General features: G+C 70.3%; 12 protein-coding genes. 5 read left to right on the plus strand and 7 right to left on the minus strand.

Features of this window, described 5'->3' with window-relative positions; translation table 11 throughout:
- Nucleotides 1-268: 268 nt before the first annotated feature.
- Both VM685_RS12310 and VM685_RS12315 read left to right on the plus strand, forming a co-directional pair.
- A complete protein-coding gene (locus tag VM685_RS12310) occupies nt 269-2,743 on the plus strand; it encodes a TonB-dependent receptor (protein ID WP_325460457.1) in 2,475 nt (824 codons plus the stop codon).
- Nucleotides 2,744-2,825: 82 nt separating this feature from the next.
- On the plus strand, nt 2,826-3,821 hold the full coding sequence (locus tag VM685_RS12315; RefSeq protein ID WP_325460458.1) for an isopenicillin N synthase family dioxygenase: 996 nt from the start codon (nt 2,826-2,828) through the stop codon (nt 3,819-3,821).
- Here the strand turns inward: VM685_RS12315 and VM685_RS12320 are convergent.
- Genes VM685_RS12320 through VM685_RS12330 form a run of 3 tightly spaced genes read right to left on the minus strand, consistent with a single transcriptional unit; the run spans nt 3,818 to nt 6,296 of the window.
- Nucleotides 3,818-4,357 carry an MOSC domain-containing protein gene (locus VM685_RS12320; protein WP_325460459.1) on the minus strand — a complete coding sequence of 180 codons (540 nt, stop codon included), beginning with the start codon at nt 4,355-4,357 and terminating at the stop codon, nt 3,818-3,820. The genes VM685_RS12315 and VM685_RS12320 overlap by 4 nt on opposite strands.
- Entirely contained in the window at nt 4,354-5,190 is an 837-nt protein-coding gene (fghA, locus tag VM685_RS12325; protein WP_325460460.1) for an S-formylglutathione hydrolase, read from the minus strand. Before fghA ends, VM685_RS12320 begins: the two co-directional genes overlap by 4 nt.
- A complete protein-coding gene (locus VM685_RS12330) occupies nt 5,187-6,296 on the minus strand; it encodes an S-(hydroxymethyl)glutathione dehydrogenase/class III alcohol dehydrogenase (RefSeq protein WP_325460461.1) in 1,110 nt (369 codons plus the stop codon). The genes fghA and VM685_RS12330 overlap by 4 nt, the downstream gene beginning before the upstream one ends.
- A 134-nt stretch (nt 6,297-6,430) precedes the next feature.
- Here VM685_RS12330 and VM685_RS12335 point away from each other — a divergent pair, with 134 nt between their 5' ends.
- Nucleotides 6,431-6,688 (plus strand): hypothetical protein, encoded by a 258-nt coding sequence (locus tag VM685_RS12335; protein ID WP_325460462.1) that lies wholly within the window; start codon nt 6,431-6,433, stop codon nt 6,686-6,688.
- Between the two features lie 182 nt (nt 6,689-6,870).
- Nucleotides 6,871-7,218 carry a hypothetical protein gene (locus tag VM685_RS12340; protein WP_325460463.1) on the plus strand — a complete coding sequence of 116 codons (348 nt, stop codon included), beginning with the start codon at nt 6,871-6,873 and terminating at the stop codon, nt 7,216-7,218.
- Between the two features lie 58 nt (nt 7,219-7,276).
- On the opposite strand, the gene VM685_RS12345 is transcribed toward VM685_RS12340, so the two are convergent.
- Nucleotides 7,277-8,728, minus strand: a complete 1,452-nt coding sequence (locus tag VM685_RS12345) for an MFS transporter (protein WP_325460464.1) — start codon at nt 8,726-8,728, stop codon at nt 7,277-7,279.
- An 86-nt stretch (nt 8,729-8,814) separates the two neighbouring features.
- Between VM685_RS12345 and VM685_RS12350 the strand changes: the two genes are divergently transcribed.
- Entirely contained in the window at nt 8,815-9,045 is a 231-nt protein-coding gene (locus tag VM685_RS12350) for a sulfurtransferase TusA family protein (RefSeq protein WP_325460465.1), read from the plus strand.
- Here VM685_RS12350 and VM685_RS12355 read toward each other — a convergent pair.
- The 3 genes from VM685_RS12355 to VM685_RS12365 form a co-directional block, all read right to left on the minus strand.
- On the minus strand, nt 9,020-9,946 hold the full coding sequence (locus tag VM685_RS12355; RefSeq protein ID WP_325460466.1) for a YihY/virulence factor BrkB family protein: 927 nt from the start codon (nt 9,944-9,946) through the stop codon (nt 9,020-9,022). The two genes, VM685_RS12350 and VM685_RS12355, sit on opposite strands and share 26 nt — an antisense overlap.
- A 201-nt stretch (nt 9,947-10,147) precedes the next feature.
- Nucleotides 10,148-11,293: a CaiB/BaiF CoA-transferase family protein gene (locus VM685_RS12360; RefSeq protein WP_325460467.1), complete on the minus strand. Its 1,146-nt coding sequence runs from the start codon at nt 11,291-11,293 to the stop codon at nt 10,148-10,150.
- A gap of 57 nt (nt 11,294-11,350) precedes the next feature.
- A complete protein-coding gene (locus VM685_RS12365) occupies nt 11,351-12,127 on the minus strand; it encodes an SDR family NAD(P)-dependent oxidoreductase (RefSeq protein ID WP_325460468.1) in 777 nt (258 codons plus the stop codon).
- Nucleotides 12,128-12,189: the final 62 nt, after the last annotated feature.

Here is a 12,189-nt window from a genome sequence, read left to right on the forward strand (position 1 = left end):
CAGGAAGTTGTGCCCGCGCCCGCATCGCGACCTTCGGACGCAGCAGTCGGACGAACGAAGTTCGCTGACCGCACTCACATGAACTGCGGCCGGATCATGGCGGCGGCGCCTTTCCATTGCCCAATGCGTGTCCCCGGCGCCACAGAGGTGAGGCGTGACCGCCCCGCTTGATCTCAGGCAATTGCCGAGCCTGCCGACACGCCTAAATCCGGACCGCTTTGAGCCGGCGCCCGCGACTCCCCGCGTGGGCCGCTCCGGGAGGTTATCTATGCGAATTGTGAAGCTTCTTTGTGGGACCGCGCTGACGCCGGTCCTGCTCATGTCCGGCCTCGCCACGGCCGCCCACGCCCAGGAGGCCGAGGGGGCCGACCGGGCGGTGGAAGAAATCGTCGTCACCGCGCAGAAGCGCGAGCAGAGCCTGCAGGACGTGCCGATCGTCGTGACCTCGGTGTCCGGCGAGCTGATGCGCGACGCGGGCGTGCGCGACATCCGCGAACTGACCGTGCTGACGCCCGGCCTGACCGTCACCTCCACCTCGAACGAGACCATCGTGACCGCCCGCGTGCGCGGCGTCGGCACCGTGGGCGACAACCCGGGCCTGGAATCCTCCGTCGGCGTGGTGATCGACGGCGTCTACCGCCCGCGTAACGGCGTGTCGTTCGGCGACCTGGGCGAAGTGACCCGCATCGAGGTGCTGAAGGGCCCGCAGGGCACCCTGTTCGGCAAGAACACCTCGGCGGGCGTGATCAACATCATCACCGCCGGCCCGACCCGCGACTTCCAGGCCGAGTCCGAAGCCACCATCGGCAACCACGGCCAGTTCGGCGTCACGGGCGCCATCTCGGGCCCGATCACCGACACCGTGGCCGGCCGCCTGTTCGCCGGCGCCCGTCGCCGCGACGGCTACCAGGACATCGTCGTGGGCTCCGGCCCGCGCGGCCTCACCGAGGACAACGACCAGGACTTCTACACCCTGCGCGGCCAGCTCCTCTGGGAGCCCACCTCGGATCTCTCGGTCCGCCTGATCGGCGACTACACCAAGCGCGACGAGAACTGCTGCGTCGGCACCCAGCTGTTCGTGGGCCAGGCCGCCAACAGCCGCGCGAACCTGATCAACGCCGTGCGTCCGGGCTCCCTCGACACCACCTCCACCCCGTTCGACCGCCTGGGCTACGCCAACCGCGAGACCGACCAGCGCGTCGAGGACATGGGCTTCTCGGCCGAAGCCAACTGGGACATCACCCCGGACCTGCAGCTGACCTCGATCACCGCGGTCCGCAACTGGCGCGCCGAGACCGGCCAGGACAGCGACTTCACCGCCGCCGACCTGGTCTACCGTCCCGCCGACGGCACGAACTTCGTCGAGTTCGGCCAGTTCTCGCAGGAAGTGCGCCTGGCCGGCCAGGCTGTCGACAACCGCCTCAACTGGCTGGTCGGCGGCTTCTACGCCAAGGAAGACCTCGACACCCGCTCGATCCTCCGCTTCGGCGCCGACTACTACCCCTACTTCGCCGGCCGCGTGCTGGGCGGGGTGCCGGCCCTGATCGGCCTGACGCCGGCCACGATCCTGCAGGCGGGCACGGGCACGGACGACAGCTACTCGCAGGAGGGCGACACCTGGGCCCTGTTCACCAACAACTCGTTCGCGATCACCGACGCGCTCGAACTGACCGTGGGCCTGCGCTACACCCGTGACGAGAAGAGCCTGACGACCGACTACACGACCACGGGCTCCTCCTGCGACCAGGGCGAAGCGGCCTTCGGCTCGCTGGCGCGCCTGCTCGGGACGGCGACGGCCACGACGATCGTCGGCGGCCTGTGCCTGAACGGCCAGAACAACGACTTCGACGACCTGGGCGTGATCACCCAGAGCCGCACGGAGGAGGAAGTCTCCGGCACGGCGAAGATCGCCTACCGCTGGAACCCGGACATCATGACCTACGCGTCCTACTCGCGCGGGTACAAGGCGGGCGGCTTCAACCTGGACCGCGAGCAGCTGATCGCCGTGACCGCGACCGGCCCGAACTTCACGGCCGACCCGGACACCAGCTTCAAGGGCGAGTTCGTCGACTCCTACGAGATCGGCGCCAAGACCAGCTGGTTCGGCAACAGCCTGATGCTGAACACCGCGGTGTTCTACCAGCAGTTCACGGACTTCCAGCTGAACACCTTCGTCGGCACGGCCTTCGTCGTGGAGACCATCCCCGAGGTGATCTCGCGCGGCGTCGACCTGGACTTCATCTATGTCCCGCCGATCGACGGCCTGACCCTGCAGGGCGGCGTCACCTATGCGGAAACGGAGATCCAGCCGTTCACCGCCGCCGACCTGATCAACCCGACCCGGTTCAACAGCCTGCGTCGCCTGCCCGGCGCCCAGCTGTCGTTCGCGCCGCGCTACTCGGCCTCGCTGGCCGGGACCTACGAGCGTGACGTGTTCGGCGACATGAAGCTGCGCACCAACGTCTCGGCCAAGTACACCTCGCGCTACAACACCGGTTCCGACCTGCACCCCGTCAAGGAGCAGGACGAGATGGTGCTGGTGAACGCCCGGGTGGGCCTGGGCTCGGCCGACGAGCGCTGGACCGTCGAGCTGTGGGCCAACAACCTGTTCGACAAGGACTACCTGCAGGTCGGCTTCAACGGCCCCTACCAGGTGGACGAGAACAACGACGCGGTCAGCGTCTACGACACCTTCCTGGGCGCGCCCCGGACGGTCGGCGCGACGCTTCGCCTGAAGTACTAGTCTCGCGTACCTGAGACGGACGAACGGCCCGGAGCGATCCGGGCCGTTTTTCTTTGGGCGCGCCGTGTCTAGGGTGGCGGCCATGACCGAGCGCCTGCCGATCATCGACATGGAGCCGCTGTTCGACGCGGCCGACGAGGCCGGCCGGCGCAGGGTGGCCGACGCCATCGCTCAGGCCTGCGAGGCGCACGGCTTCTTCTACCTGGTGGGCCATCGCATCGCGCCGGCGGCCTTCGCCGAGCTGGAAGCGCAGAGCCGCCTGTTCTTCGCGCTGCCGGTCGAAGCGAAGGCGCAGATCGCCATGAGCCGCGGCGGGCGGGCCTGGCGCGGCTGGTTCCCGCTCGGCGGCGAGCTCACCTCCGGCCGGCCGGACCTCAAGGAAGGGCTCTACCTCGGGAGCGAGCTGTCTCCCGAACATCCGCGGGTCCGCGCCGGCCTGCCGATGCACGGGCCGAACCTCTGGCCGGCCGAACTGCCCGGGCTGAAGCCCACGGTCCTCGGCTACATGGACGCGGCGACCCGCGCCGCTGGCGTGCTGATGGAGGGCGTGTCCCTGAGCCTGGGCCTGGACGCCCGATGGTTCCAGCGCGCCTACCTCGCCGAGCCCACGGTGCTGTTCCGGATCTTCCACTATCCGGCGGGCGGCGAGCCGGACGCCTGGGGCGTGGGTGAGCACACCGACTATGGCCTGCTGACCCTGCTGGCGCAGGACCGCTTCGGCGGGCTGCAGGTGAAGACGCCCGGCGGCTGGGTCGAGGCGCCGCCCGTCGAAGGGGCCCTGGTCTGCAACATCGGCGACATGCTGGAGCGCCTGACCGGGGGGCGGTTCAGGTCCACGCCGCACAGGGTGCGTAACGTCAGCGGCCACGACCGCCTCTCCTTCCCGCTGTTCTTCGATCCGGACTTCACGGCGCGGATGCAGCCGCTGCCGGTCTCCGGGCGCGCGGACGTGGACGCCGACCGGGCCGAGCGTTGGGACAAGGCGAGCGTGCACGAGTTCGACGGGACCTACGGCGACTACCTGCTGGGCAAGGTCGCGAAGGTGTTCCCGCAGCTGGTGGATGCGGCGCTGGGCTAGACCGGTTTCAGCGCCTCGTGCGGGCCCGGCGGCAGCTCGACCGTGATCGCGTCGCCCGCCCTCACCTCTCCGCCTGACAGGACGACGCCCATGACGCCGGCCTTGCGGACGAGCTCATCGCCGCGCTTCTCCAGACAGGCCTGCATCAGGCCCTCCTGCAGCTGGTCGAGCTGGTAGCAGGGATTGCGCAGGCCGGTGACTTCGACGACGGTGCCCGCGCCGATCCGCAGCACCGCGCCCTTGGGCAGGCCCAGGAGGTCGACGCCGCGGGTGGTGATGTTCTCGCCCATGTAGCCGGGGGTGACCGCGAAGCCCTTCGCCGCCAGCTCGTCGTGCAGCTCCTGGTGCATCAGGTGGACCTGGCGGATGTTCGGCTGGGTCGGATCGCGCCGCCAGCGGCTGCGGTGCTTCACCGTCGCGCCGCAGTGGGCGTCGCCCTCGACGCCCTGGCCCTGCAGCAGGGTCACCACTTCGCGGTTGAGCTTCTTCGGGCCGTGCTTCGGCTTGGCGGAGACGGCGACGACGACGCCGCTCAAGCCAGCCGCTCCGCATGCCAGGCCAGGTGGTCGGCCATGAAGGTGGCGATGAAGTAGTAGCTGTGGTCGTAGCCGGGCTGCATCCGGAGCGTCAGCGGCACGCCGGCGTCACGGCAGGCGGCCTCCAGCAGCTCGGGCTTGAGCTGGTCCTTCAGGAAGTTGTCGGCGTCGCCCTGGTCCACCAGGATTTCCGGCAGGCGGGCGCCGTCCTCGATCAGGGCGGTGGCGTCATGGCGTCGCCAGGCGTGGCGATCGGGCCCCAGGTAGCCGGTCAGCGCCTTCTCGCCCCAGGGGCAGCGCATGGGCGAGGCGATCGGCGCGAAGGCCGAGACGCTGCGCCAGCGGCCGGGGGTCTTGAGCGCCAGGGTCAGCGCCCCGTGCCCGCCCATGGAGTGGCCGGTGAGGCCCTGGCGGGCCATGTCGACGGGAAAATGCCCGGCGATCACCTCCGGCAGCTCGGAGACGATGTAGCTCGCCATGCGGAAGTGCTGCGCCCAGGGGGGCTGGGTGGCGTCCACGTAGAAGCCGGCGCCCTGGCCGAAGTCGTAGGCGGGATCGTCCGGAACGCCCTCGCCCCGCGGACTGGTGTCCGGGGCCACGAAGACCAGGCCGAGCTCCGCGCAGGCGCGCTGGAACTGACCCTTCTCGGTGACATTGGCGTGGGTGCAGGTCAGCCCCGACAGGTACCAGACGACCGGCCTTGGCCCCTGCTCGGCCTGCGGGGGGACGAAGACGCTGAACGTCATGTCCGTGCCGGTCTCGCGGCTGCGGTGGCGGTAGACGCCCTGGGTTCCGCCGAAGGTCCGGGTCGTGGAGACGGTCTCGAGGCTCAATAGACCACCACGCTGCGGATGCTCTCGCCGGCGTGCATCAGGTCGAAGGCCCTGTTGATCTCCTCCAGGCTGAGCTTGTGGGTGATCATCGGGTCGATCTCGATCTTCCCCTCCATGTACCAGTCGACGATCTTCGGGGTGTCGGTGCGACCGCGCGCGCCGCCGAAGGCGGTGCCCTTCCACACCCGGCCGGTGACCAGCTGGAACGGCCGGGTGGCGATCTCCTTGCCGGCCTCGGCCACGCCGATGATGATGCTCTCGCCCCAGCCGCGGTGGCAGGCTTCCAGCGCCTGGCGCATGACGGTCGTGTTGCCGGTGGCGTCGAAGGTGTAGTCCGCCCCGCCGTCGGTCAGCGCCACCAGGTGGGCCACGAGGTCGCCGTCGACGGTCTTCGGATTGACGAAGTGGGTCATGCCGAACCGGCGGCCCCATTCCTCGCGGGCGGGGTTCAGGTCGACGCCGACGATCTGGCTCGCGCCCACCAGCTTCAGGCCCTGGATGACGTTGAGCCCGATGCCGCCCAGGCCGAAGACGATGCAGCGGGCGCCTGCCTCCACGTCGGCGGTGTTGACCACGGCGCCGACGCCGGTGGTGACGCCGCAGCCCACGTAGCAGGCCGTTTCGAAGGGCGCGTCCTCGCGGATCTTGGCCACCGCGATCTCGGGCAGGACCGTGTAGTTCGAGAAGGTCGAGCAGCCCATGTAGTGGTAGATCGTCTGCCCCTTGTAGGAGAACCGGCTGGTCCCGTCGGGCATCAGGCCCTTGCCCTGGGTGGCGCGGATCGCCGTGCAGAGGTTGGTCTTGCGCGAGAGGCAGCTTTTGCACTGCCGGCATTCCGGCGTGTAGAGCGGGATCACATGGTCGCCCGGCTTCACGCTGGTGACGCCGTGACCCACCTCGACGACCACGCCGGCCCCCTCGTGGCCCAGCACCGAGGGGAAGATGCCCTCGGAATCGAAGCCGTCGAGGGTGTAGGCGTCGGTGTGGCAGACGCCGGTGGCCTTGATCTCGACCAGGACCTCGCCGGCCTTTGGGCCCTCCAGGTCGAGCTCGACGATCTCCAGCGGCTTCTTGGCTTCGAAAGCCACCGCGGCGCGGGTCTTCATGGCAGGGCCCCTCCCCAAATTCCGGATGGGCGAGCAATTCCAGAACCGCGCCGCAAAGGGAAGCCCGCAGGGCCGAAATGACAACGTCGTCAGGACCGTGGCAACGCCGGGCCAAGGTCGGCGTTAGGGCCTTTATGCAACCGGGTCACGAACTCACGTCCGAGGAACGGCAGGTCCTGATGCAGGCGCTGGAGGCGCCTCTGGTGGATCGTGATCCGGTGATCCTCGGCCTGTGCCTTCGGCTTTGCGGCCGAAGGCTCCTGCAGCGCGCTGGCACCACGGCGGTGATGAACGGCTGGCGCGGCTCGCCCCACGCCTTCGTGCTGACCCGGGAGGGCTGGAGCGTGCTCAAGGCCCAGCGCGGCGCCTGGCCGGTCCGCCGGGCGGGCTGAGCGTCTCCAAGTCGGCGCAAACCAGCATTTGATGCGTCTTCTCAGATAGTTGAGCCCGCCGATCACATTTTCGGAACCGGCGTGGCGGCCTCGGGTTGCATCTCCCGGGCTGGCCCTCCGGCCGCGCCCTGACCAATCTGAGGGAATACCGGATGCGACTGAGAACCTTTGGCGCGGCCGTCTTGGCGACGGGCGCGATGCTGGGCCTTGCGGCCTGTGGCGGCGGCGACAAGGCGGCCGAGACGCCCGAAGCCACGGCCGCGGCGACGACCGATCCCGCGACCGCGGGCGGCGCGATGTCGGCGGGCGACGCCGGCATGGCGGCCTCCGGCGCCGCTACCGGCACGACGGGCGCCATGGCGACCGATCCCGCCGCGGCCGACGCGACGACCGGGACCGGCATGAACTCCGGCGCGGCGGGCGCCACGAGCGGCGGCGCCATGGGCTCGACCACGGGCACGACCGGCGCCACCGGCACGGCCGGCGGCACGGGCCCGACCGGCCCCACCGGCACGACCACCAACCCGTAAGGGCAGCCTTCGAGCTACGGAACGCGGGTCCGGCTCCGGCCGGGCCCGCGTTTTCGTGTCAGCCGTGCTCGTCGCGCGCCAGGGACAGCGGCGCGGCCACCGTCTCCAGCGGTTTCTTCTCGGCGCGCACGCCCAGGAACAGGGTGACCACGGCGGCCACCAGCATCAGCCCGCCCCCCAGCAGGTAGCCGACCAGGATCTGGCTTCGCTCGCCGGTGTCGATCAGGGCGCCGAACACCGCGGGCCCCGCGACCCCGCCCAGCAGGGTGCCAATCGCGTAGAACAGGGAGATGGTCAGCGCCCGGAGCTCCAGCGGGAAGAGCTCGCCCACCGTCAGATAGGCGGCGCTGGCGCCGGCCGAGGCGAAGAAGAAGATCACCGTCCAGGCAAGCGTCTGGGTCTCGGCGGTGAGCGCGCCTTGCGCGAACAGCCAGCCCGTGACGCACAGCAGCAGGCCCGCCAGACCGTAGGTCCCGGCGATCATCGGCTTGCGCCCGACGCTGTCGAACAGCCGGCCGAGCAGCAGCGGCCCCATGAAGTTGCCGAGCGCGAAGGGCAGCATGAACCAGCCGATGTTCTGCGCCGGGATGGCGTAGAAGCGCGTCAGGATCATCGCGTAGGTGAAGAAGATGGCGTTGTAGCAGAAGGCCTGGGTCGCCATCAGCACGAGCCCGAGGATGGTCCGCCGCGGATAGGTGCGGAACAGCGACACGCCGAGTTCCGTCCAGCTCGTGCGGGTGCGGTGGACCAGCCGGATGGTCGGGTGCGGGGCGAAGATCGGCGGCATGGCCGTGTGGCGCTCCACCCGGGCCTCGATGTCGCGGACCACGGCCTCGGCCTCCTCGGGGCGGCCATGGGTCATCAGCCAGCGTGGGCTCTCGGGGATGAAGCGGCGGATCCAGATGACGATCAGCGCCAGCAGCCCTCCGATGATGAAGGCGAGCCGCCAGCCCCAGGCCTGGTCGACCACGTCGGGGTCGAGCACCACGATCGAGCCCATCGCGCCGAGGGCCGCGCCCACCCAGAAGCTGCCGTTGATGGCCAGGTCCGTGTAGCCGCGCCGGCGCGCTGGGATCAGCTCCTGGATGGCCGAGTTCACCGCGCCGTACTCCCCGCCGATCCCTGCGCCGGTGATGAAGCGGAAGAGCAGGAACGACCAGAAATTCCAGGAGAAGCCCGTGGCGATGGTCGCCACGAGATAGACGGCGACAGTGATGGTGAAGAGCCTGCGCCGGCCCCAGCGGTCGGTCAGGCGGCCGAACACCAGGGCGCCGAGCACCGCCCCCAGGATGTAGGCGCTGCCGGCCAGGCCGATCTGTCCGGCGTCGAGGTTGAGGCCGTCCGCGCCTGCGATGGCGGGCGAGAGGGAGCCCACGAGCGTGACCTCCAGCCCGTCGAGGATCCAGGTGATCCCGAGCGCCACCACCACCAGCCAGTGGAATCGGCTCCACGGCAGCCGGTCCAGCCGGGCCGGAACATCAGTGGTGAAGACCTCGCGCGCGACGGCCATCCCCTCCCCGTATGCAAATGGACGTGCGGCCACAACGCGCGAAGGCGGAGCTTGGGTTCCACGAAGCCACGTTGTATGCGCCGCCCATGCCTGCCGACGAGATCCTGGTGGACGCCCGGGGCCACCGCTGCCCGGTGCCGACCCTGCGCCTGCGCCGCGCCCTGGAGGCCGCCCCGGCGGGCGCGCGGGTGCGGCTGCTGGCGGACGATCCGCTGGCGCGCATCGACGTGCCGCACTTCGCCGCCGAGACGGGCGCCACGCTCGCCGAGCGGGGCGAGGACGGCGGCGTGCTCAGCTTCGTGGTGGTGAAGGGCTGACCGCGATCGCCGCCTCGTGCGCGTCGATGGCGATCTCCACCTCGGTCGCCAGCGCCCCGCCGAAGAAGATGGCGTTCACATTCCAGGACAGCCAGATCAGGAAGATCACGACGGTCGCGACCGAGCCGTAGGTCGCGCCCAGATGGGCGATCTGCTCCACGTAGAAGCCCAGGCCCCACGAGGCGAAGATGCAGAGCGCCGCCGCGCTGGCCCCGCCCATCACCGAGGCCCGCCAGGCCACCGGCCGCCGCGACATGGCCCAGCGGTAGATGAAGGCCATGCCGATCGTCATGCCGGCGCTGGCCCAGGTCCATTCGCTGTAGAGCCAGAGCGCGCCGCGCAGCGGGCGCAGCTCGAAGGTCTCGCCGATGATCCGGAAGCCGAAGAACACCACGGACAGCACGCCGAGGCCCACGAAGCTCGCCACCAGCACGGCCAGCGCCAGCAGGTTGAAGCCGACGAAGCCGCGGGGTTCGTCCTCGTCATGGATGAAGGAGAGGCCCGCCAGCAGGGCCTTGAAGCCGCGGTGGGCGGCGTAGCCCCCGACCACCAGCGCCACGCCGCTCTGGAAGGACACCGCCTCCAGCGGCGCGTGGCTGAGCCGCATGAGCTCGCTCTGGAAGATCAGCCGCGCGGCGTCGGGCATCAGCCGGGCGAGGTATTCCCCCTGGCGCGCCGCCTGGGCCGGATCGGACAACAGGCTGTAGAGCCCCATGCCGATGGCGAGCGCCGGGAAGATGGCGAGCATGATGAAGAAGGAGACGCCGCCCGTGTAGAGCATCACGTCGCGGCCCCAGAGCCGGCCCAGCGCCTTGGCCAGGGTCTTGAGGCCGATGCGGAGCCAGTGGGTCGGATCCCAGTCGGCCGCCCGCAAGCGGCCGAGGGCGCGCCGGGTCGTCATCCGGCCGGAAGGTGGTGAAGCTGGCAGAGTCTGGCAAGCGCACAAATGGAAACGGCGCGCCACCTTGTTGAAGGGTGGCGCGCCGCCGATGGGCGTGTCGTTCCATCAGGTCGGCCGCCGCTTCGAGGGACGGGAGAGCGCGACGTCCAACCTGGGATGAGGTTTAAGGCCCGGCGGCTGAACCCAACCTGAACGGCGACTTCAGGAAACTCGCGTGTCGGCGATGGCGCCGGCGTCCGCCAGCCGGTCGATGTCCGGGCCGGAGAAGCCCCAGTCCAGCAGCGCCTCGCGATCGTGCTTGCCCACCTGGGCCGGCGGGCCCTGGATGGCGCCCGGGGTGGCGGAAAAGCGTGGCGCGGGCGCGGGCTGGGTCACACCCGCCACCTCCACGAAGGTCTGGCGGGCCACGTTGTGCGGGTGCTTGGGCGCCTCGTCGAGGTCGAGCACCGGGGCGAAGCAGACGTCGGTGCCGCCCATGATCGCCGTCCATTCGTCGCGGGTTTTCGTCGCGATGACCGCCGCCAGCTTGTCATGCAGCTTCGGCCAGGCGGCGCGGTCCATCTGGGCCTGGAAGTCCGGATCGGAGATGCCGGTCTTCTCCAGCAGCAGGGCGTAGAACTGCGGCTCGATGGAGCCGATGGAGACCCACTTGCCGTCGGCGCACTGGTAGGTGTCGTAGAAGTGGGCGCCGCCGTCGAGCAGGTTGGCGCGGCGCTCCTCCTGCCACATCCCCGAGGCCTTGAAGCCGTAGAACATGGCCATCAGCGAGGCCGCGCCGTCGCTCATGGCGCAGTCCACCACCTGGCCCTTGCCGGTCTCCCGGGCGTGGATCACCCCGGCCAGCAGGCCGAAGGCGAGGTAGAGCGCGCCGCCGCCGAAGTCGCCCACCAGGTTGAGCGGCGGGACCGGCTTGTCCTTCGTGCCGATGGCGTGGAGGGCGCCGGTGATGGCGATGTAGTTCATGTCGTGGCCGGCGGCCTGGGCGTAGGGGCCGGTCTGGCCCCAGCCGGTCATTCGGCCGTAGACCAGCTTCGGGTTGCGGGCGAGCGCCACGTCGGGCCCGAGCCCCAGGCGCTCCATCACGCCGGGGCGGAAGCCCTCCAGGATGGCGTCGGCGCCTTCCATCAGCTTCAGGCAGGCCTCGATGGCCGCCGGGCTCTTCAGGTCCAGCGCAACCGAGCGGCGGCCGCGGGCGGTGATGTCCGACGGCGCACCGCCCCGTCCGCCCTTGCGGTCGATGCGGATCACGTCGGCGCCGAGGTCCGACAGCAGCATGCCGCAGAACGGGCCGGGCCCGATGCCGGCGAACTCGATGACCTTCAGGCCTGACAGCGGTCCCTGGCGCATGTTCCGGTACTCCCTTGTGGACCTATCCAAGCATCCTGCCGTCCGGTCAGCCAAGCCTCAGCCGCCGCCGGGCAGCGACTGGCCGTCGTCCACGGTGACGACGCTGCCGGTCATGGCGCGGGCCGGATCGCCCACCAGCATGAGGAAGGCCGCGTCGAGGTCGGACGCCTGCATGAGACGCCGGCGCGGGAAGCCCTTGAGCTGTTTCTGGCCGCCTTCCGTGGGCCACCAGTCGGCGTTGATGTCGGTCTCGATGTAGCCGGGGCAGAGCGCGTTCACGGCGATCCCGCGCCGGGCCCACTCCCGCGCCAGGCTCTTCGTCAGCATGGCCACGGCGGCCTTGGAGCCGCAGTAGGCGGAGAGACCGGGCAGCACGGTGTGGCTGGCGATGGAGGCGATGTTGAGGATCCGCGCCTGGCCCCGTTCGGCGGCGCCGGAGGCGATCAGGGCGCGCGCCGCCGCCTGGGCGGCGAAGAAGGTCCCGCGGACGTTCACCGCGAAGGTGTTGTCGAAGTCCTCGACCGAGAGGTCCAGGGCCAGGCCCTCGCCGCCGACGCCGGCGTTGTTCACCAGGATGTTCAGCGGCCCGAGCTCCGCCTCGATCCGCTGGAACGCCGGGGCGATGGCGGCGGCGTCGGCCACGTCGAGCCGCATCGCCAGGGCGCGGCCGCCGGCGGCGTTCAGCTCGTCGGCGAGCGTCTGCACCTTCTCCTGGCGCCGCGCGGTGAGGGCCACCGCGGCCCCTTGGCGCGCCAGCAGCCGGGCGAAATGCTCGCCCAGGCCGCCGGACGCCCCCGTCACGACCGCCGTCAGACCCGCAAGACCGTCCGCCATCGTCCCTCCCCGCGACTCACCGCCGCGCCGCAACTGACGCGTGCAAGGCTATTGTTCCTATT

It is taken from the genome of Phenylobacterium sp. (assembly GCF_035539035.1).
Classification (GTDB): domain Bacteria; phylum Pseudomonadota; class Alphaproteobacteria; order Caulobacterales; family Caulobacteraceae; genus Phenylobacterium.